The organism is Streptomyces verrucosisporus (assembly GCF_017114865.1).
Classification (GTDB): domain Bacteria; phylum Actinomycetota; class Actinomycetes; order Streptomycetales; family Streptomycetaceae; genus Streptomyces; species Streptomyces fenghuangensis.
The window spans coordinates 137,998-156,818 of record NZ_JADEYH010000003.1 but is presented as its reverse complement, the minus strand read 5'-3'; the positions used below and the strand labels follow the sequence as shown (position 1 = coordinate 156,818).

Annotated in this window: 17 protein-coding genes and 1 tRNA gene; 11 read left to right on the top strand and 7 right to left on the bottom strand. The window is 71.5% G+C overall.

Going from position 1 to position 18,821, the window contains the following annotated elements:
• Positions 1 to 304: 304 nt before the first annotated feature.
• Positions 305 to 832: a peptidylprolyl isomerase gene (locus IQ279_RS06415; RefSeq protein ID WP_206347341.1), complete on the top strand. Its 528-nt coding sequence runs from the start codon at positions 305 to 307 to the stop codon at positions 830 to 832.
• 208 nt (positions 833 to 1,040) lie between these two features.
• Complete coding sequence (locus tag IQ279_RS06410) at positions 1,041 to 1,931, top strand: rhomboid family intramembrane serine protease (RefSeq protein ID WP_206347340.1); 891 nt, start codon at positions 1,041 to 1,043, stop codon at positions 1,929 to 1,931.
• Between the two features lie 323 nt (positions 1,932 to 2,254).
• Here the strand turns inward: IQ279_RS06410 and crgA are convergent, their stop codons facing one another.
• Positions 2,255 to 2,512, bottom strand: coding sequence for a cell division protein CrgA (gene crgA / locus IQ279_RS06405; protein ID WP_093851020.1), 258 nt, complete (start codon positions 2,510 to 2,512; stop codon positions 2,255 to 2,257).
• Positions 2,513 to 2,678: 166 nt separating this feature from the next.
• Between crgA and IQ279_RS06400 the strand changes: the two genes are divergently transcribed.
• The 5 genes from IQ279_RS06400 to IQ279_RS06380 all read left to right on the top strand — a co-directional run bounded on the left by IQ279_RS06400 (position 2,679) and on the right by IQ279_RS06380 (position 6,352).
• A complete protein-coding gene (locus IQ279_RS06400; protein ID WP_307792241.1) occupies positions 2,679 to 3,416 on the top strand; it encodes a DUF881 domain-containing protein in 738 nt (245 codons plus the stop codon).
• A gap of 109 nt (positions 3,417 to 3,525) precedes the next feature.
• The gene (locus IQ279_RS06395; RefSeq protein ID WP_206347339.1) at positions 3,526 to 3,711 is read left to right on the top strand and encodes a hypothetical protein; all 186 of its coding nucleotides are present in this window, start codon (positions 3,526 to 3,528) and stop codon (positions 3,709 to 3,711) included.
• The gene (locus IQ279_RS06390) at positions 3,708 to 4,337 is read left to right on the top strand and encodes an aminodeoxychorismate/anthranilate synthase component II (protein ID WP_206347338.1); all 630 of its coding nucleotides are present in this window, start codon (positions 3,708 to 3,710) and stop codon (positions 4,335 to 4,337) included. The genes IQ279_RS06395 and IQ279_RS06390 overlap by 4 nt, the downstream gene beginning before the upstream one ends.
• Positions 4,334 to 5,569, top strand: a complete 1,236-nt coding sequence (locus tag IQ279_RS06385) for a class E sortase (RefSeq protein ID WP_372445083.1) — start codon at positions 4,334 to 4,336, stop codon at positions 5,567 to 5,569. Before IQ279_RS06390 ends, IQ279_RS06385 begins: the two co-directional genes overlap by 4 nt.
• Positions 5,570 to 5,611: 42 nt before the next feature.
• Positions 5,612 to 6,352, top strand: a complete 741-nt coding sequence (locus IQ279_RS06380) for a class E sortase (protein ID WP_206347337.1) — start codon at positions 5,612 to 5,614, stop codon at positions 6,350 to 6,352.
• Positions 6,353 to 6,588: 236 nt separating this feature from the next.
• Here the strand turns inward: IQ279_RS06380 and pknB are convergent, their stop codons facing one another.
• From pknB to IQ279_RS06350, 6 genes are all read right to left on the bottom strand, one after another.
• Entirely contained in the window at positions 6,589 to 8,595 is a 2,007-nt protein-coding gene (gene pknB / locus IQ279_RS06375; protein ID WP_206347336.1) for a Stk1 family PASTA domain-containing Ser/Thr kinase, read from the bottom strand.
• A gap of 149 nt (positions 8,596 to 8,744) precedes the next feature.
• The gene (locus tag IQ279_RS06370) at positions 8,745 to 10,202 is read right to left on the bottom strand and encodes a peptidoglycan D,D-transpeptidase FtsI family protein (protein WP_206347335.1); all 1,458 of its coding nucleotides are present in this window, start codon (positions 10,200 to 10,202) and stop codon (positions 8,745 to 8,747) included.
• Positions 10,199 to 11,602, bottom strand: coding sequence for an FtsW/RodA/SpoVE family cell cycle protein (locus IQ279_RS06365; protein ID WP_206347334.1), 1,404 nt, complete (start codon positions 11,600 to 11,602; stop codon positions 10,199 to 10,201). Before IQ279_RS06365 ends, IQ279_RS06370 begins: the two co-directional genes overlap by 4 nt.
• Before the next feature lie 16 nt (positions 11,603 to 11,618).
• Complete coding sequence (locus IQ279_RS06360) at positions 11,619 to 13,220, bottom strand: Stp1/IreP family PP2C-type Ser/Thr phosphatase (protein ID WP_307792240.1); 1,602 nt, start codon at positions 13,218 to 13,220, stop codon at positions 11,619 to 11,621.
• A 25-nt stretch (positions 13,221 to 13,245) separates the two neighbouring features.
• A complete protein-coding gene (locus IQ279_RS06355; protein WP_093851012.1) occupies positions 13,246 to 13,746 on the bottom strand; it encodes an FHA domain-containing protein FhaB/FipA in 501 nt (166 codons plus the stop codon).
• 10 nt (positions 13,747 to 13,756) lie between these two features.
• Positions 13,757 to 14,572, bottom strand: a complete 816-nt coding sequence (locus tag IQ279_RS06350; RefSeq protein ID WP_206347332.1) for an FHA domain-containing protein — start codon at positions 14,570 to 14,572, stop codon at positions 13,757 to 13,759.
• A gap of 322 nt (positions 14,573 to 14,894) precedes the next feature.
• On the opposite strand from IQ279_RS06350, the gene IQ279_RS06345 reads away from it, so the two are divergent.
• From IQ279_RS06345 to IQ279_RS06330, 4 genes are all read left to right on the top strand, one after another.
• Positions 14,895 to 14,978: transfer RNA gene (locus tag IQ279_RS06345), tRNA-Leu, on the top strand.
• 758 nt (positions 14,979 to 15,736) lie between these two features.
• Complete coding sequence (locus IQ279_RS06340; protein WP_206347331.1) at positions 15,737 to 17,155, top strand: DUF2252 domain-containing protein; 1,419 nt, start codon at positions 15,737 to 15,739, stop codon at positions 17,153 to 17,155.
• 214 nt (positions 17,156 to 17,369) lie between these two features.
• A complete protein-coding gene (locus tag IQ279_RS06335) occupies positions 17,370 to 18,281 on the top strand; it encodes a hypothetical protein (protein ID WP_372445082.1) in 912 nt (303 codons plus the stop codon).
• A gap of 107 nt (positions 18,282 to 18,388) precedes the next feature.
• The gene (locus IQ279_RS06330) at positions 18,389 to 18,730 is read left to right on the top strand and encodes a rhodanese-like domain-containing protein (protein WP_206347330.1); all 342 of its coding nucleotides are present in this window, start codon (positions 18,389 to 18,391) and stop codon (positions 18,728 to 18,730) included.
• The last annotated feature ends 91 nt before the right edge of the window (positions 18,731 to 18,821 follow it).

Sequence of the window (18,821 nt, the reverse complement as noted above, 5' to 3'; positions counted from 1 at the left end):
GATCTCCTCCTCGTCGGTGGCGTGTGTCTTCCGCCTTCCACCCATGGTGAAGATCATGCCTTCACAACAGTGTCGAGGCATGTCTCAACGGGCATACGGGCTATGACGTATTTCCGGTGTCCGTTCCGGTTGAGGCCCTCCGGCCCTTCTCGTCCCGCTTCCGTCCACGCCGTCCCCCGGCTCCCGAGGCCCACGCGGACCGCCGGTTCCCGCGACCCGTCCGGCCGGGCCCCCGCCGAACGGCGCCGGAGGCCCGGCTGTGCGAGGATCGGGGGGTTCCGAAAGTGCAGACGGAAGGTAGACCGTGGCCGAGCAGCTCTACGCCACCCTGAAGACCAACCAGGGCGACATCACCATCCGGCTCTTCCCGGACCATGCGCCGAAGACGGTCAAGAACTTCGTCGAACTCGCCGAGGGCAAGCGCGAGTGGACCCACCCGGCCACCGGAAAGAAGTCCACGGACCGGCTGTACGACGGCACGGTCTTCCACCGGGTGATCAGCGGCTTCATGATCCAGGGCGGCGACCCGCTGGGCAACGGCACCGGCGGCCCGGGCTACGAGTTCGGTGACGAGTTCCACCCGGACCTGGCCTTCAACAAGCCCTACCTGCTGGCGATGGCCAACGCCGGCCCGGGCACCAACGGGTCGCAGTTCTTCGTCACCGTCTCCCCGACGGCCTGGCTGACCGGCAAGCACACCATCTTCGGCGAGGTCGCCGACGAGGCGGGGCAGCGGGTCGTGGACGCCATCGCGGCCACCCCGACCAACCAGCGCACCGACCGCCCGGTACAGGACGTCGTGATCGAGTCGGTGGTCATCGAGAAGCGCTGAGAAGCGCCGAGCGGCGCCGGGAGCGCCGGCCGGAGCCCGGTCGCGGGGAGCGCGGCCTCGTGTGCGCCACGCTCCCGGGCCGTCCGACGGGAACCCGCCGCCTTCTTCGTCCGTAGGACGAAGAAGGCGGTGTTCTCCGTCCTTGTGGGTATGCCACCGCCGTGGGCGGGGTGTGCCGTGTCCGTCGTGAGGGGGCGTTGAGGTGGCCATGGAGGAGCAGCAGGACGGTGGGCGGCCGGCGATGCCGCGCTGCTACCGGCACCCGGACCGGGAGACCGGTATCTCCTGCGCCCGCTGCGACCGGCCGATCTGCCCCGAGTGCATGATCCCGGCCTCGGTCGGCTACCAGTGCCCCGAGTGCGTACGCGGCGGTTCCGGTGCGGGCCGCGCCGCGGGCGACGCCCGGCCGCGCACCCTGGCGGGCGGCACCGTCGCCGCCGACCAGCGCCTGGTCACCAAGGTGCTGCTGGGGATCAACGTGGCGGTGTTCTTCGCCGTGCTCGCCGCCGACGACCGCTCGCTGCTCGGCGCGCTGACGATGTTGGGCTACGCCTACGATCCTGCGGCGGCCGACTGGGTCGGGGTCGCGGACGGCGAGTGGCACCGCATGCTGACCTCCGCCTTCCTGCACCAGGAGATCTGGCACATCGGCTTCAACATGCTGGCGCTGTGGTGGCTCGGGCCGCAGCTGGAGGCGGCGCTGGGCCGCTGGCGCTTCCTGGCGCTGTATCTGCTGTCCGCGCTGGGCGGCAGCGCGCTGACGTATCTGCTCGCCGCGCAGAACCAGGAGTCGCTGGGCGCCTCGGGCGCGATCTACGGGCTGTTCGGCGCCACCGCCGTGCTGGTGCGGCGGATGCGGTACGACATGCGTCCCATCCTGGTGCTGCTGGCGATCAACCTGCTCATCACCTTCAGGGTCCCGAACATCGCCTGGGAGGCGCACATCGGCGGCCTGGTGGTGGGGGCGGTCATCGCCTGGGCGATGGTGTACGCCCCGCGGGCCCGGCGCGCGCTGGTGCAGTACGGGACGATGGCCGCGGTGCTGCTGGCGATCACGGTCGTCTGTGTGATCCGTACGGTGGAACTGCTCGGCCGCTGACCGGCGGCCGTCGACCGCAGGCCGTCGGCGGCCGGCTGCTGCGTACGAAGCTGTGGCCAGAGGTTATCCACAGCAGGTGACCGATCTTGTGCACGGTGTGGGCGGCCGTCGGTGCGAGAGCCCGGCGGCCGCGCGCATGGGCGTTTCCCCAGGGTGACGGGGGTCGAACCCACTCGCCCACCGAGGGTCACCGGTCATAACGACAGACAGGCTGAAGAAGTTATCCACAGATCTTCTGAAGTTTTCCCAGGGCTGTGGAAGACCTGTGGATAACGCTGCCTCGGGGTGGATCCGGCCCGGTCGTGGTGGGGGTGCGGCGGTGGCTACTTCCACTGAGTGGAGACGACGAACCCCGCCGCGATGAAGCCGAAGCCCACCACGATGTTCCAGTTGCCGAGCGACTGGACCGGCAGGTCACCCGTCGTCACGTAGAAGACGACGATCCATGCGAGCCCGATCAGGAACAGCGCCAGCATCAGCGGCGCGACCCAGCTCCGCCCCGAGGTGAGGCTGATGTTCGCGGCCTTCTTCGCCGGCGGCGGCGTGAACTCGTCCTTCTTGCGGATCCGTGACTTCGGCACGAGGGACTCTCCTGTCGATGCGCTGCGTGACCGCGCGGGCCTGTTCGTGATGGCCCTTCCCCGGCGGCCGGAGCCCGGTTCGGGATCCGGCCGGAGGCCGGGGAGGGGACGATTCCTGATTCCGCTAGCGTAGTACTTCCGCGTGCTGGAGGGAGACAAGGGTAAGGTGACCAATTCCCGCTTCCGGCCCGTCCGGCTCGCCACGGCGGGCGTCTTCGCCCTCGCCGGCTTCCTCTTCTGGGTCAGCTTCAACACCGCCCAGGGCACCGACCTGCGCACCGACGACTCGATGCTGAGGCTGTCCGACCTCATCGAGGACCGCAGCGACGACATCGAGGCGCTGAACGAGTCCGTGGGATCCCTGCGCCGGGAGGTCGACGCCCTCGCCCGGCGCGACAGCGGCGGCACCGAGAGCGAGAAGCGCGTCTTCGAGGAGCTGGAGCGGACCGCGGGGACCAAGAAGCTCTCCGGCTCCGGCCTCACCGTCACCCTCGACGACGCCCCGCCCGACGCCGTCGCCCGTATGCCCGGCATCCCCGAACCCCAGCCCAACGACCTCGTCGTCCACCAGCAGGACCTCCAGGCCGTGGTCAACGCACTGTGGGCGGGCGGGGCCGAGGGCATGAAGGTCATGGACCAGCGGCTGATCTCCACCAGCGCGGTGCGCTGCGTGGGCAACACCCTGATCCTCCAGGGCCGTCTGTACTCCCCGCCGTACACCGTCACCGCCGTCGGCGATCCCGACCGGATGCGCGAGGCGCTGGACGCCGCCCCCGCCGTCCGCAACTACCGGGAGTACGTCGACGCCTACGGTCTGGGCTGGTCGGTCGACGAGCACGAGAAGGTGACCCTCCCCGGCTACTCGGGCTCGGTCGACCTGACCCGGAGCACGCCGGTGGACTAGGCGGCCGGGCCGCGGGTGGCCTGTGACGCATTGCGGGACTTGTGCCTCCCGCCGGGCCCGCGTACCCGTACTCTGGTTGCGCGAGTAACAGAAGGGACGGCTACACGGCATGTACGGCTGGATCTGGCGGCATCTGCCGGGCAACACGCTCGTACGGGCGCTGCTCTCGCTCGTGCTGGCCCTGGCGGTTGTCTACGTGCTCTTCCAGTACGTCTTCCCCTGGGCGGAGCCCCTGCTCCCGTTCAGTGACGTGACGGTCGACGAGGGACGGGCCGGATCGGGGCAGGGACGATGAGCGCGCGCATCCTGGTCGTCGACAACTACGACAGCTTCGTCTTCAACCTCGTCCAGTACCTCTACCAGCTCGGCGCCGAGTGCGAGGTGCTCCGCAACGACGAGGTCCGCCCCGGGCACGCGCGGGACTCCTTCGACGGCGTGCTGCTCTCCCCCGGGCCCGGCACGCCGGAGGAGGCCGGGGTCTGCGTCGAGATGGTCCGGCACTGCGCCGCGAGCGGTGTGCCGGTCTTCGGCGTCTGCCTGGGCATGCAGTCCATGGCCGTGGCCTACGGCGGTGTGGTGGACCGGGCGCCGGAGCTGCTGCACGGCAAGACGTCGCTGGTCAGCCATGGCGACGGCGGTGTCTTCGCCGGACTGCCCTCCCCCTTCACCGCCACCCGCTACCACTCGCTCGCCGTCGAGCCCGCCACCGTCCCGGCGGAGCTGGAGGTCACCGCGTGGACCGAGACGGGCGTGGTCATGGGGCTGCGTCACCGGGAACTGCCCGTGGAGGGCGTGCAGTTCCACCCCGAGTCGGTGCTCACCGAGTGGGGCCACCTGATGCTCGCCAACTGGCTCGCGGAGTGCGGTGACACCGGCGCCGTGGAGCGCTCGCGGGGGTTGGCCCCCGTGGTCGGGGCGTGACGGCCCTGCGTCCGGAGGGCACCCACGGGGCTGACCCGCTCGCCGGGCGCCACCGGGCCGGCCCGCCCGCCGACGCCCACCCCGACGACTACGCCGAGCAGGCCGAGCAGCAGGCCTTCGAGGCCGCGGTGGGGCGGCTCGCCGATCCGCTGAACGATCCGCTGCCGGGGCAGGAGCCGGTACGGGAGGAGGAGCGGCCGCAGACGTACGCGCCCTACGCCGACCCGTATGCGCCCGGCGCCGACTCCTACCCGCGGATGTACCCGGAGGCGTACCGGCCGGTCGCCCCCGAGCCGGCTCCCGCTCCCGGGCCCGCACCGGCTCCCGGGCCCGCACCGGCCCCGGCCCTCGACGACGAGACGGTGGCGCTGCGGCAGGCGCACCTCCCGGCGGACGAGACGATGGCGCTGCGCCGGGTGGCGGTCCCGTCCCCGGCGCCGCACGAGAAGTCCTCCGCGTCCGGGTCCGGAGGCGGGTCCGCCCCGGAGGCCGGCGAGCCCCTGCCCGGAGGCCGTGCCGCCCGCCGCCGCGCGGCGCGGGCGAGCCGGGAGAGCCCGATGGTGGTCGCCAGCCGGGTCCTCGGAGAGCTGTTCATCACCCTTGGGGTGGTGATGCTGCTGTTCGTCTCCTACCAGCTGTGGTGGACGAACGTGATCGCCAACCACCAGGCGGGCGACGAGGCGAAGAAGCTGGAGCAGCGCTGGGGCGAGAAGGGGGAGGAGGACAGCCGCGACCCCGGTGCCTTCTCCGCCGGCGAGGGGTTCGCGATCATGCACATCCCCAGGCTGGACGTGAAGGTGCCCGTCGCCGAGGGGGTGGACGAGGACGGCGTCCTCGACCGGGGCATGGTCGGCCACTACGGCGAGGAGCCCCTGAAGACGGCGATGCCCTGGGACGAGAAGGGCAACTTCGCTGTGGCCGGGCACCGCAACACCCACGGCGAGCCGTTCCGCTACATCAACAAGCTCGACCCGGGCGACCCGATCGTGGTGGAGACCAAGGACACCTACTACGTCTACGAGATGGCCAACCGCCTCGACTCCACCCTGCCCTCGAACGTCGGCGTCATCGACCCCGTCCCCGAGGAATCGGGGTTCACCGGGCCGGGGCGGTACATCACCCTGACCACCTGCACGCCCGAGTTCACCTCGAAGTACCGGATGATCGTCTGGGGGAAGCTGGCCGAGGAGCGTCCGCGCAGCGAGGGGAAGCCGGACGCTCTCGTCCGATAGCCTGCGCACAGGAACTGCGGAGGGGAACGGGCGGTGCGTCGGGTGGCAGTGATCGACCAGGACAACGGTTCGCGGACGGGCCCGCCGCCCGCCCCCCGCCGCCGGCGCTCCTGGCTTCCGGCCGTTGTCAGTCTGCTGGGCGAGGTGCTGATCACCGCCGGTGTGGTGCTGGGCCTCTTCGTCGCCTACTCGCTGTGGTGGACGAACGTGCTCGCCAACCGCGAGGCCGAGCGCGACGGCAACGAGGTGCGCGAGAGCTGGGCGAAGGACGGGCCGGGCGGCGAGGGGAAGAAGGAGTACGAGGGCGGGGACGGCGTCGGCTTCCTCCATGTGCCGTCCATGGGCGGCGAGGTGCTGATCAAGAAGGGCACCGACACCGAGGAGCTGAACAAGGGCGTCGCCGGCTACTACACCGACCCCGTGGAGGCCGCGCCGCCGTGGGAGGGCGAGGGGAACTTCTCGCTGGCCGCGCACCGCGACGGCCACGGCGCCAAGTTCCACGACATCCACAAGATCGACGAGGGTGACCCGATCGTCGTGGAGACCGAGGACACCTGGTACGTCTACAAGGTCTACGAGACGCTCCCCAAGACATCCAAGTACAACGTCGGCGTGCTGGCGGACATCCCCGAGGAGTCCGGGAAGAAGAAGCCCGGCCGGTACGTCACCCTGACGACCTGCACCCCCATCCTCACCTCCGACTACCGCTACATCGTCTGGGGCGAGCTGGTGCGCACCGAGAAGGTGGACGAGCAGCGCACCCCGCCGAAGGAGCTGCGCTGACCGGTACGCCGCGCTGAGCGGCAGGCGCTGAGTGGTGGCCGGGCTGTGGCCGGGCGGTGGGGCCCCGGCCGCGGCGCCTACCGTCCGCGGCACCACCGCCCCGCCGGCCCAGTCCGCCCGGTCCGCCCGGGGACGGAACGCCCGAGGGCCCCGACCGGTCGCTTCCGGTCGGGGCCCTCGGCTGCACCGCGTGCGTACGGGTCTCGCGGGCGGTGGGCGGCAGGCGTCCTGCGGGATCAGTCGTCCCCGCCGGTCATCCCCTCGATGAAGCCGCCGCCACCGCCCGGCCTGCCGTCCCCTCCGCCTCCGCCGCCGAAGGTGCGCACGGTGACCGTCTCGCCCTTCTTCAGCTGGGTGCCGGCGGGCGGGTCGGTGGTGAGGACGACGGCGTTGCCGTCGCCCGGACCCGACACGTTGACGTTGAATCCGGCGTCCTGGAGCGTCTTGCGGGCGTCCTTGAGCGGCGTGCCGGCGGCGATGGCGGGGACGGCCACCTGCTCCTCGGCGGGCGCCTTGGCTACGATCAGGGTGATGGAGGTGTCCGCCTCGACCTTCTGGTTCCCCGGGGGGTCCTGCTTGAGGACCGTGTTCGGGGGCTGCTCGCCGTTCTCCTGCTCGGCGCGCGAGATGTTGGTGAAGCCCGCGTCCTGCAACTGCTTCCTGGCCGCCTCGAAGTCCTGCCCGACGACGGGCGGCAGGGTCGGCCGCGGGTCCTCCGTGGCCACCGTGATGGTGACGGTGGTGCCCGGCTTGGCGTTCTCCCCGCTGCCCGGGTCCTGCTCGGTGACGGTGCCGGCCGGCTGCTCCGAGACCTCGGTCTCGCGCTTGACCTCGAAGCCCGCGTCCTTCAGTTCCTGCTCGGCGTCGTCCGCCGTCTCGCCGACGACGTCCGGAACCTCGACCTCGCTGGGGCCCTTGGACATGATCAGGGTGATCGTCTCACCCTCCTCGACCTCGGTGTCGGCCGCCGGGTCGGTCCTGCAGACGGTGCCCTTCTTCTCCTCGCAGAACTCGCTGGCGCCCTCGGCGACCTGGAGTCTGGAGTTGACGGCCTTCTTCTCGGCTTCCTCGAAGGTGTTCCCGATCAGGTTCGGCACCTTCGGGTTGTTGTCGGTGGGTTCGAAGATCACCTTGCCGATGAACACCGCGCCGATCAGCACCAGGATGCCGCCGAGGACCAGCAGGATCGTGGAGAGCTGGTTGCGCCCCCCGCCGCCGCGCCGCCGGTCGGGCCGCTCGTCGTAGCCGTAGCCCCCGTCGTCCTCGCGCATCGGCGGCAGCATCGAGGTCTGGGCGGACGCCGGGGCCGCGGCGCGCAGGGCGGTGGTGGGCTGGTCGTCGGGGTGGTAGCCGCCGCCCGTGCCGTAGGCGGCCGCGCCCATGGCCGCCGCGGCGCCGACCGGCTGGCCGTCGAGGGCCGCCTCGATGTCGGCGCGCATCTCGTCGGCGGACTGGTAGCGGTAGTCCGGGTCCTTCATCAGCGCCTTGAGGACGATGGCGTCCATCTCGGGCGTGATCTCGGGATCGAAGGAGCTGGGCGACTGCGGCTCCTCGCGCACGTGCTGGTACGCCACCGCGACGGGGGAGTCCCCGACGAACGGCGGCCGCACCGTCAGCAGCTCGTACAGCAGGCAGCCGGTGGAGTACAGGTCGGAGCGGGCGTCGACCGTCTCGCCCTTGGCCTGCTCCGGGGAGAGGTACTGGGCGGTGCCGATGACGGCGGCTGTCTGGGTCATGGTCATGCCGGAGTCGCCCATGGCGCGGGCGATGCCGAAGTCCATCACCTTGACCTGCCCGGTGCGCGTCAGCATGACGTTCGCGGGCTTGATGTCGCGGTGGACGATGCCGTTGCGGTGCGAGTACTCCAGCGCCTGGAGGATGCCGACGCACATCTCCAGGGAGCGCTCGGGCAGCAGCTTGCGCCCGGAGTGCAGCAGCTCCCGCAGGGTCGAGCCGTCCACGTACTCCATGACGATGTACGGGATGGAGATCCCGTCGACGTAGTCCTCGCCGGTGTCGTAGACGGCGACGATCGCCGGGTGGTTGAGCGAGGCGGCGGACTGGGCCTCACGGCGGAAGCGGGCCTGGAACGTGGGGTCGCGCGCGAGGTCCACCCGGAGGGTCTTCACCGCGACGGTGCGGCCCAGGCGGGTGTCGTGGGCGAGGTAGACCTCGGCCATACCACCCCGGCCGAGCACCGAGCCCAGCTCGTACCGGCCGCCGAGGCGACGCGGCTCTTCCATAGTCTCCAGCCCTCTCCGTGCGTCCTGACCGTCTCCCTGCGCGGTCCGGCGGTGCTGCTCGGCATACGGTACCCGGACCGTGCGGCGGGCCGGGATGCGACCGCTGATGTGACCTTCGGCGCGACCGCCGAGGAGACCGGGCCTCCCGGTCACCTCTTGCCGTCGAGAGCCGCCTCCATCATGGCCTTGGCCACCGGGGCGGCCAGCTTGCTGCCCGCGATGTCGTCGCGGAGGACGTCGGCGCTCTCGACGACGACCGCGACGGCGATCGGGGTCGAGCCGTCGGAGGTCTTGGCGTACGAGATGAACCACGCGTACGGGTTCTTCTCGTTGTTCTCGCCGTGCTGCGCGGTACCGGTCTTGCCGCCCACCGTGACGCCGTCGATCTGCGCGGGGACCCCCGTGCCCTTCTCGACGACCGTCTCCATCATCTGCTGGAGCTTCTGGGCGTTCTCCCCCGAGACGACCTCGCCCATCTCCCTGGGCTTGTGCTCCTCGACGACGCTGAGACCCGGCGCGATGAGCTGGTCCATCATGTACGGCTCCATCATCTTGCCGTCGTTGGCGACGGCGGCGGCCACCATGGCCATCTGGAGCGGGGTGGCGCGGTTGGACGCCTGGCCGATGCCGGCCATGGCGTTCTGCGGCCGGTTGTCCTCGGGGTAGACGGACTCGGCGGCGCGGACCGGGACGAAGTGCTCCTGGTTGAAGCCGAACCGCTCGGAGTAATCGATCATCTTCTCGTTGCCGAGCTCGTCGCTGATCTTGGCGAAGACTGTGTTGCACGACCACTGCATGGCCACCCGCAGCGAGGCGTCCTCACAGGGGTGGTTGCCGTCGTTGCCCAGGTCGGTGGTGCTCTGCGGCAGCCGGTACGGGTCCGGGGTGTCGGTCTTCTCGTCGATGTCGTACATGCCGCTCTCCAGCGCCGCGGCGGCGGTGACGACCTTGAACGTCGAGCCGGGCGGGTAGGTCTGGCGCAGCGCCCGGTTGAGCATCGGCTCGTCCTCGTCCTTCAGCAGGCCGTTCCACTTCTCCGCGTCCTTGGAGGAGTTCCCCGCGAAGGAGGAGGGGTCGTAGGAGGGGGTGCTGACCAGACCCAGGATCGCGCCCGTCTCCGGGTTGATCGCGACGGCCGCGCCCTTCTTGTCGCCCATCTCCTCGAAGCCGGCCTTCTGGACGTCGGCGTCCAGCGTCGTGACGACGTTGCCGCCCTTCTGGTCCTCGCCGGTGAGCATGTCGATGGTCTGGTTGAAGAACAGCCGGTCGTCGTCGCCGGTGAGGATGCCGTCGTAGATGGACTCGAGCTGGGTGGCGCCGAAGGCCTGGGAGGCGTAGCCGGTCACCGGGGCCCAGATCTCGCCGTTCCTGTACGTCCGCTTGTACTTGAAGTCGGTGCCCTCGGTCGCCTTCGATCCGGTGACGGCCTTGCCGTCGACGATGATGTTGCCGCGCGGCTGGGCGTACCGCTCGATGGCGACACGGCGGTTCTTCGGGTCGTTCCTCAGCTCGTCGCCCTGGGCGAACTGGATCCAGTTGCTGCGGACCATCAGGGCGACCATGAGCAGACCGCAGAAGATGGCGACACGGCGCAGTGGCTTGTTCACGATCGGACCACCTGGGTCATCTCGACATCGGGTGAGGGTGCGGGGGCCGGTGCGGGACGCCGGGCGGTGTCGCTGATCTTCAGCAGGATCGCGACCAGCGCCCAGTTGGCGATGACCGACGAGCCACCCTGAGCGAGGAAGGGCATGGTCATACCGGTCAGCGGGATCAGGGCCATCACACCGCCGGCCACCACGAAGACCTGGATGGCGAAGGCCGCGGACAGCCCGACGGCCAGCAGCTTGCCGAACGGGTCGCGGGCCGCCAGGGCGGTGCGGATACCGCGCTCGACCAGCAGGCCGTACAGCAGCACGAACGCCATGACACCGGTCAGGCCCAGCTCCTCGGCGACGGTGGCGAAGATGTAGTCGCTCTTGGCCGCGAACATGATCAGATCGGAGTTGCCCTGGCCCAGCCCGGTGCCGAGGATGCCACCCGCGCCGAAGGCCCACATGGCCTGTGCGGGCTGGTTGGCGTTACCGGTCTCGCGGACGACGTGGAAGGGGTCGAGCCAGTCCTGCACGCGGCTCTGGACGTGAGGTTCGAAGCTGGCCACGGCCACCGCGCCGACGAGGGCCAGGGTGAGGCCGAAGAGGATCCAGCTGGTGCGCTCGGTGGCCACGTAGAGCATCACCACGAAGAGGCCGAAGAAGAGCAGCGAGGTGCCCAGGTCGGTCTCGAAGACCAGGATGAGCACGCTCAGGGCCCAGATCGCCAGGATCGGGCCGAGGTCGCGGCCGCGCGGCAGGTACAGGCCCAGGAAACGGCGGCTGGCCAGGGCCAGTGCGTCCCGCTTGACCATCAGGTAGCCGGCGAAGAAGACCGCGATGATGATCTTGGCGAACTCGCCGGGCTGGATGGACATCCCGCCGATGGAGATCCAGATCTTGGCGCCGTTCACGGCGGGGAAGAACATCGGCAGGATCAGCAGGACCAGCGCGACGACCATGGAGATGTAGGTGTAGCGCTGCAGGATGCGGTGGTCCTTGAGGAAGACCAGCACCGCGAGGAAGAGCGCTATCCCCAGCGCGGACCACATCAGCTGGTTGGGCGCGCCGGGGGGGTCCACCAGTCTCTCCGACTGGTCGAGCCGCCAGATCAGCACCAGCCCCAGCCCGTTGAGGAGCGTGGCGATCGGCAGCATCAGCGGGTCGGCGTACGGCGCGAACCTGCGCACCACGAGGTGGGCCACGCCGGCCATCAGACCGAGGCCGAGGCCGTAGCCGAGCATGCCGGCGGGCATCTCGCCGTTGATGGCCAGGCCCACGTTGGCGTAGGCGAAAACCGGGATCAGTACGGCGAAGACGAGCATCGCCAGCTCGGTGTTGCGGCGGCTGGGCAGACCTCCGGGGGAGATCGTCGTGTTGCTGCCGGTGGTCCCGGTGGCTTGACTGGTGCTCATGGCGTGCGGCCCCTTATCACGTGGTGCACTGCTTGGCGAGCCTCTGCTGCTCCTCCGGGAGGGTGGGGCCGGGGGTGGGAGCGGTCGGGCTCTTGACGCTGGCGGTGGCGGCGGAGTTGAGGGAGTCGGGAGAGGAGGTGGCCGGGTCGGGGGAGGCGGACGGCTCGGAGCGCTCGCCGGCTCCGTCGCCCTCGCGGGCGGAGCCGTTCTCGTCGGCCTTCCCGGCCTCCGTCTCCGCGCGCTCCTTCGCCCTGCGCTGGGCGGCGACGATCTCGCAGACCTCGGCCTGCTCCGCCAGTTTCTCCAGCCGGCTCTCCGCCTGGGCGAGGCTGTCCATGGAGATCCCGGCCTCGACCTCGTTGCGCTGGTAGGTCGGGAGGTACTTGAGTTCGACCGGCGAACTCCGCTCGACCTCACTGAGCCGGATCCAGGCCAGCTTCTGGCTGATGCCGCGGTAGATCGCGACGCGGTCGCCGTCGGCCCCGACGTAGAACTGGGTCTGGGTCCATCTGTGGGCGCCGTACAGGCCGCCGCCGAGCAGACCGAGGACGAGCAGGGCGAGGAGGATCCGCTTCAGCCACCTGAACCGCTTGCGCGGTTTGGCGAAGTCGCCCTCGGCGTAGGTGCCGAACGCCCCGGCGGGCGGGGTGGCGCCACCGCTGCCGGGCGGGCCGAAGCTCCCCTGCGGCCCCTCGGACGACTGCTGCTGGGGCACGCCGCCGCGGCCGAGCTCGGCGGCGCGGGCCGCCGGGGTCCGGAGGGCGCCGGAGTCGCCGAGCTGCTGCTGGTTCTCGGCGACGGCGCCGACGATGACCGGGGTGTCGTTGAGCCGGCCGGCGAGGGTGTCGTCGCCGACGTCCAGGACGTCCGCGACGATGCAGGTGATGTTGTCGGGACCGCCGCCGCGCAGGGCGAGCTGGATCAGCTCCTGCACGGTCTCGTGCGGCTCCTGGTGGGCGGCGAGGGTCTCCTCCATCGTCTGGTGGCTGACGACGCCGGACAGGCCGTCGGAGCACAGCAGGTAGCGGTCCCCGGCCCGCACCTCGCGGATGGACAGGTCCGGTTCCACGTGGTCGCCGCTGCCCAGCGCGCGCATCAGCAGGGAGCGCTGCGGGTGGGTGGTGGCCTCCTCCTCGGTGATCCGGCCCTCGTCCACCAGGCGCTGGACCCAGGTGTGGTCCTGGGTGATCTGGGTGAGCCGGCCGTCGCGCAGCAGGTACGCGCGGGAGTCGCCGACGTGCACCAGACCGAGCCGCCGGCCCGTCCACAGCAGGGCGGTGAGCGTGGTGCCCATGCCCTCCAGCTGCGGGTCCTCCTCGACCATGACGCGCAGCTGCTCGTTGGCGCGCTGCACCGCCGTGCCCAGCGAGGTGAGCAGGTCGGAGCCGGGGACGTCGTCGTCCAGCTGCACGAGGATCGAGATCACCTCCGAGCTGGCGACCTCGCCGGCGGCCTGGCCGCCCATCCCGTCGGCGATCGCGAGCAGCCGGGGACCGGCGTAGCCGGAGTCCTCGTTGCCCTCGCGGATCATGCCTCTGTGCGATCCGGCGGCGAAGCGCAGTGACAGACTCATGCGCACCTCGCCCGTCGGCTCCGGGTACATCCGCACGGTGCCCACCCTCCGGTCGTCATGGTCGCGTTCACTACTTCCGCAGCTCGATGACCGTCTTGCCGATGCGGATCGGCGCACCGGGCGGGATCGGTGTCGGTGTGGTGAGCCGGGTCCGGTCCAGGTACGTGCCGTTGGTGGAACCCAGGTCCTCGACGATCCACTGGCCGTCGCGGTCCGGGTAGATCCTGGCGTGGCGGCTGGAGGCGTAGTCGTCGTCCAGCACGATCGTGGAGTCGTGGGCCCGGCCGAGCGTGATGGTCTGGCCCTGGAGGGCCACGGTGGTGCCGGTGAGTGACCCCTCGGTCACCACCAGCTTGGTCGGGGCGCCGCGGCGCTGCCGCCCGCCGCGGGCCGCCTGCTGCGGGGCCTGGCGCGGCTGGGGAGGACGCTGGGCCTCGGCACGGCGGGCCGTGCGCTGGGTCACGCGGGTGCCGAAGAGGTCGCTCCTGATGACCTGCACGGTCACGATGACGAACAGCCACAGTACGGCGAGAAAACCCAACCGCATGACCGTCAGGGTCAGCTCTGACATTGCCCCCGCTTCACCCTTCGGCTTGCCGGTAAATGATCGTGGTGCTGCCCACGACGATGCGTGAGCCGTCGCGGAGCGTAGCGCGCGTGGTGTGCTGTCCGTCCACCACGATGCCGTTGGTGGAGCCCAGATCCTGGACCGTCGCCGGATTTCCGGCCCTGATCTCGCAGTGGCGCCGGGAGACGCCGGGGTCGTCGATCCGCACGTCGGTCTCGGTGGAGCGGCCCAGCACCATGGTGGGGCGGGAGATCTGGTGGCGGGTGCCGTTGATCTCGATCCAGTGGCGGGTCCGGGCGGGCGGCATCGGAGCGCCGGGGGCGTGCCCGGGGGGCGGGCCGGCAGGCATGGGCGGCGGCCCGGCCGGGCGCTGCGGCGGGTACCCGTAGCCGCCGGGGGCTCCGGGGGCCTGTGGGGCAGGTGGCGCGCCGTGCGGGGACTGGTGCTGGGAGGAGCTGGAGGCGAGGGTGCGGCTGCGCACCCGGTACAGGCCGGTGTCGAGGTCGTCGGCCCGCTCCAGGCCCACCTTGACCGAGCCCATGAAGGTGTAGCGCTGCTGCTTGGCGTACTCGCGCACCATGCCGGCCAGCTCGTCGCCGAGCTGACCGGAGTAGGGGCTGAGGCGCTCGAAGTCCGGGGCGCTGAGCTGGACGACGAAGTCGTTGGGGACGACCGTCCGCTCCCGGTTCCAGATGGTGGCGTTGTTGTCGCACTCGCGCTGGAGGGCGCCCGCGATCTCGACGGGCTGCACCTCGGATTTGAACACCTTGGCGAAGGTGCCGTTGACGAGACCCTCGAGACGCTGCTCGAAGCGCTTCAGAACTCCCACGGTGCACCTCCTTCCCCGATGCCCACGGCTCTAGTGCGCCGGTCGCGGTCGCGCACGACGCGTTGCCTTCCGATACTGCTTACTGATCGTATCCACGCGCGGGGTGAACGGCTGGTTCCCCACCGGGACCCGGCGCGCGGGTGTCAACCCTCACACGGATCGTAGAGGTGGCACGGGTCCAGTGTCCCAAACCGTGGTCGGTCGATATGGGTGTGAGACCACCCCGGACAGCGTGCTAATGTTCTGTGTGTCGCCAGGCGATCCCACCGGACCGGACGAGAGAAGTCCGGGGGCGTGGGAGAATCAAAGCGGCAACACCCATGCGCGGGTGGCGGAATAGGCAGACGCGCTGGATTCAGGTTCCAGTGCCCGAAAGGGCGTGGGGGTTCAACTCCCCCCTCGCGCACAGAGAAGTACCGAGGAGCGGGTCTCCGGAAGTGGCGGAAGTCACTGTCGGAGGCCCGCTCCTCGTCGTATGTGTCCGGGATCGGCGTAGGGGAAGCGGAAGCGCGCGACCGCATCGGGGCGGCAGACCAGGAGGCCGGGCAGCAGCGGATCGGGGCGGTTGTGGACGAGGAGGCCGCCGTCCAGCCGGCCGGCGTGGAGACCCCGGGCCCCGGGCGCCGGCCTCCTCGACGAGGTCGTGGCCGCGGCGCTGCGCCACCGCGAAGCGGCCTTCGGGGAAGAAGGGCAGGTCGTGCTCCCGGCAGGGCAGCACATGGACGACGCGCAGGACGCAGTGGTGCAGCGCGGCCGAGTGGGCCGCCCGCACCAGGGCTCGCAGACTGCGCCCGGAGCCGTCGGCGACGGTGACGATCGGATCGGTCACCGCTACTCCGTTCGGGTCTGTCGCGACGGTGGTCGGTCAGTCCTCCGCCCGGCGGGATCGGCGCAGTTCCTCAAGGTCACGCCGGAGCCGGGCGATCTCCTCCCCCAGCTCACGCAGGTATCCGGCCAACTCCCCGGTGTCGGCGGAGCCCCGGCCGGGGCGCGGCGGCTCGGGCGGCGGACGGCGGGAGATGGGCGTGGTGCCGACTCCGGCCGTCCCGGCACTGCCCCGGGCCGGGATCGGGGGGTACCTTCGAGTCCGCTGATCGTCGCGGTCGGCGCGGGTCGGCCCCGGTCGGTGCCGGCCTGCCGCCGCCCGCTGGTAAGTAGCAGGGGGTGGGGGCCGTGGACGAGCGGCTGCCGTATGTGCCGGGTTTCGCGGACCGCGGGAGCCTGCGGGCGCCGAAGCGGGAGGGCAGGACGCTGCGGGAGGCGGTGCCCAGGCGGGCGCACGCCGGGTTCTCCGAGGCGCCGGGGCGGCCGGACGCGGTGACGGCCGTGGAGGAGTCCAACCGGGGCCGGATCGGGGAACTGGTGCCGATCCGGGTCGGCCGGATGGTCGCCTCCCCCTTCGCGTTCCTGCGCGGCTCCGCCGGGCTGATGGCGTACGACCTGGCGCACGGCACGCCCGCCACCGGCGTCGGCGCGCAGATCTGCGGTGACGCGCACGCCGCGAACTTCGGCATCTACGGTGACGCCCGCGGCGGCCTGACCATCGACCTGAACGACTTCGACGAGACCGTGTGCGGCCCCTGGGAGTGGGACCTCAAGCGGCTGGCCGCCTCCCTGGTGCTGGCCGGGCGGGAGGCGGGGGCGGACGAGGACGTGTGCCGGACGGCGGCGTACGACGCGGCCGGCGCCTACCGGCACACCCTGCGGCTGCTGGCGAGGATGCCGGCGGCCGACGCCTGGAACGCCGTCGCCGACGAGGAGCTCGTCTCGCACGCCGACGCCCACGATCTGCTGGGCACCCTCCGGCGGGTCTCGGAGAAGGCCCGGCGCAACACCAGCGCGCGCTTCGCCGCCAAGTCCACCCGGGAGACCGGTGACGGCGGCCGGGTCTTCGTGGACGCCCCGCCGGTGCTGCGCAGGGTGTCCGACGAGGAGGCGGCGGCCGTGGCCGCCTCGCTGGAGGAGTACCTGGGGACGCTGCCCGAGGACCGGTTGCCGCTGCTGGCGCGGTACGCGGTCCACGACGTGGCGTTCCGGGTCGTGGGCACCGGCAGCGTGGGCACACGCTCGTACGTGGTGCTGCTCCTGGACCACCGGGGCAAGCCGCTGGTGCTCCAGGTGAAGGAGGCGCGGCCGTCGGTGCTGCGGCCGTACACGGTCCTGGCGGGCATCGCCGGGCCGGTGCCGGAACCGGGGCCGGGACCGGTGCACGAGGGGCGCCGGGTGGTGCTGGGGCAGCGGCGCATGCAGGTGGTCTCCGACACGCTGCTGGGCTGGACGACGGTACGGGGGCGGCCGTACCAGGTGAGGCAGTTCCGCAACCGCAAGGGCAGCGTGGACCCGGCGGCGCTGGGCGCCTGCGAGATCGACGACTACGCGCGGATGACCGGGGCTCTGCTGGCCCGTGCGCACTCCCACAGCGCCGATCCGCGGCTGCTGGCGGGGTACTGCGGCAAGTCGGAGGAACTGGACGAGGCGGTGGCCGCCTTCGCGGTCGCCTACGCCGACCGTACCGAGAGGGACCACGCGGAGCTGGCGGCCGCGGTGCGCGCCGGGCGGCTGCCGGCCGAACGGGAGGTGTGAGAGCGGGGTGCGAGGCCGGGCCCGAGGACCTGCGCGCGGACGGGAGCGCGGGCGGGGTGTGAGGCACGGGCCGGAGGAGCCGTAGGCTGGCCGGGTGACGCCGCCGTCCGGCCGGGGAGCCTTCCCGGCGGCCGCGGCGCGAATCCCGGTCAGGACCCCGGTCAGGGAGCCGGTCAGGGCCGGGGCGCAGTGGAACGCCGTCGCGAGGAAGCCCGTGGATCCGGAAGCCCAGCAGGAAGCCCGGCAGGCCGGGCACGAGACGCATGAGCCGCAGGATGCGCCGGAGGCCGCCCCGAGCGTCGGCGGGGAGGCCGTCGAGCGTCTGGAGCGGGCCGTGCGTGCGGCCGAGACGGCGCTGATCGAGTACGAGATCGCCGTGGAGACCTTCCGGGTCGAGGTGGAGAACTTCTCCCGGCTGCACGAGCAGCGGCTCGGTCCGCTGTACGGCCGGATCGAGGAACTGGATGTCCTGATCGCCGAGGCGGTGGCCGCGTGCACCGGCGACCCTGAGGACGTGCGCAGAGCGCGCGAGGCACGCGCCTCCTTCCTGCCGATGCCGGCCGTGGAGGAGCTGTACCAGGGCTGGATGGACTCCGCCGGGCTGCCACCGGAGGCCGTCGCGATGCTCACCGGGCAGCGGGTGCGGCCTCCGGAGCGGGTGCGGCCCAGCGAGCGGGCCAGGCGCCTGTACCGGGAGCTGGTGCGCTCCGCGCATCCGGACCTGGTGCAGGACGAGGCGGAGCGCGGGCGGCGCGAGGAGTTCATGACCCGGGCGAACAAGGCGTACTCCGACGGCGACGAGGAGGCGCTCGCCGCGCTGGCCGAGGAGTGGGCCGCCGGGCCGCGGACCGGGGAGGAGCGGGCGGCCGCCCGCGGCGAGGAGCTGTACGCGCGTCTGGAGTGGCTGGCGCGGCGCAAGGAGATGCTGGCCGCGGCCGCGGCGGAGCTGGAGGAGGGCGCGATCGGCTCCATGCTCAGGCTGGCGCCCGACGATCCGGACGGCCTGCTGGAGGAGATCGCCGGGCGGCTGCACGAGCGGATCGCCGAGAAGGAGGCGCGTCTGGCCGAGCTGACCGGTCGGATGGACCAGGCGGGCCGGGCGGAGCGGCCGGGGCCGACGGGTTAGGTTCCCGGAAGGCGGTCGGCCGGGGTGCTCGGTCGGAGCATGCGGCATGTGTGGAATGTGTGGGACGGCGCCGGAGGGCCGGGGCCGGGTGAGAGGGGCGTGACCTGATGCAGTACGGCCGGATTCCTTCGGTGGAGGCCGCGGCGGTGCCGTCGGAGGGCCTTCTGCTGGATGTCCGGGAGGACGACGAGTGGGCGGCCGGGCACGCGGAGGAGGCCGTGCACGTGCCGATGAGCGAGTTCGTGGAACGGTTCGGCGAGGTGACCGAGAAGGCCGCGGACCGGCGGGTGTACGTGGTCTGCCGGGTCGGTGGCCGGTCGGCGCAGGTCACGCGGTATCTGCTGGGGCAGGGCATCGACGCGGTGAACGTCGACGGCGGCATGCTGGCCTGGGAGGCTGCCGGGAAGCCGCTGGTGAACGACGGGCGGGGACCTGCCCACGTGGCGTGAGGCAGACGGGAGCGCGCTGCTTGCGTGGCGTGCTGCCGAGGCGGGCGCCGTGTGACGCATGACATGTGCTGTGAGCTGTGATCCGCGAGTG

Excerpts from the sequence above, each read along its gene's own strand:
- IQ279_RS06390 (WP_206347338.1), top strand. The coding sequence starts at position 3,708 with ATGAGCGCGCGCATCCTGGTCGTCGACAACTACGACAGCTTCGTCTTC.
- IQ279_RS06395 (WP_206347339.1), top strand. The coding sequence starts at position 3,526 with ATGTACGGCTGGATCTGGCGGCATCTGCCGGGCAACACGCTCGTACGG.
- IQ279_RS06410 (WP_206347340.1), top strand. The coding sequence starts at position 1,041 with ATGGAGGAGCAGCAGGACGGTGGGCGGCCGGCGATGCCGCGCTGCTAC.
- pknB (WP_206347336.1), bottom strand. The coding sequence starts at position 8,595 with ATGGAAGAGCCGCGTCGCCTCGGCGGCCGGTACGAGCTGGGCTCGGTG.
- IQ279_RS06330 (WP_206347330.1), top strand. The coding sequence starts at position 18,389 with ATGCAGTACGGCCGGATTCCTTCGGTGGAGGCCGCGGCGGTGCCGTCG.
- IQ279_RS06355 (WP_093851012.1), bottom strand. The coding sequence starts at position 13,746 with ATGTCAGAGCTGACCCTGACGGTCATGCGGTTGGGTTTTCTCGCCGTA.
- IQ279_RS06365 (WP_206347334.1), bottom strand. The coding sequence starts at position 11,602 with ATGAGCACCAGTCAAGCCACCGGGACCACCGGCAGCAACACGACGATC.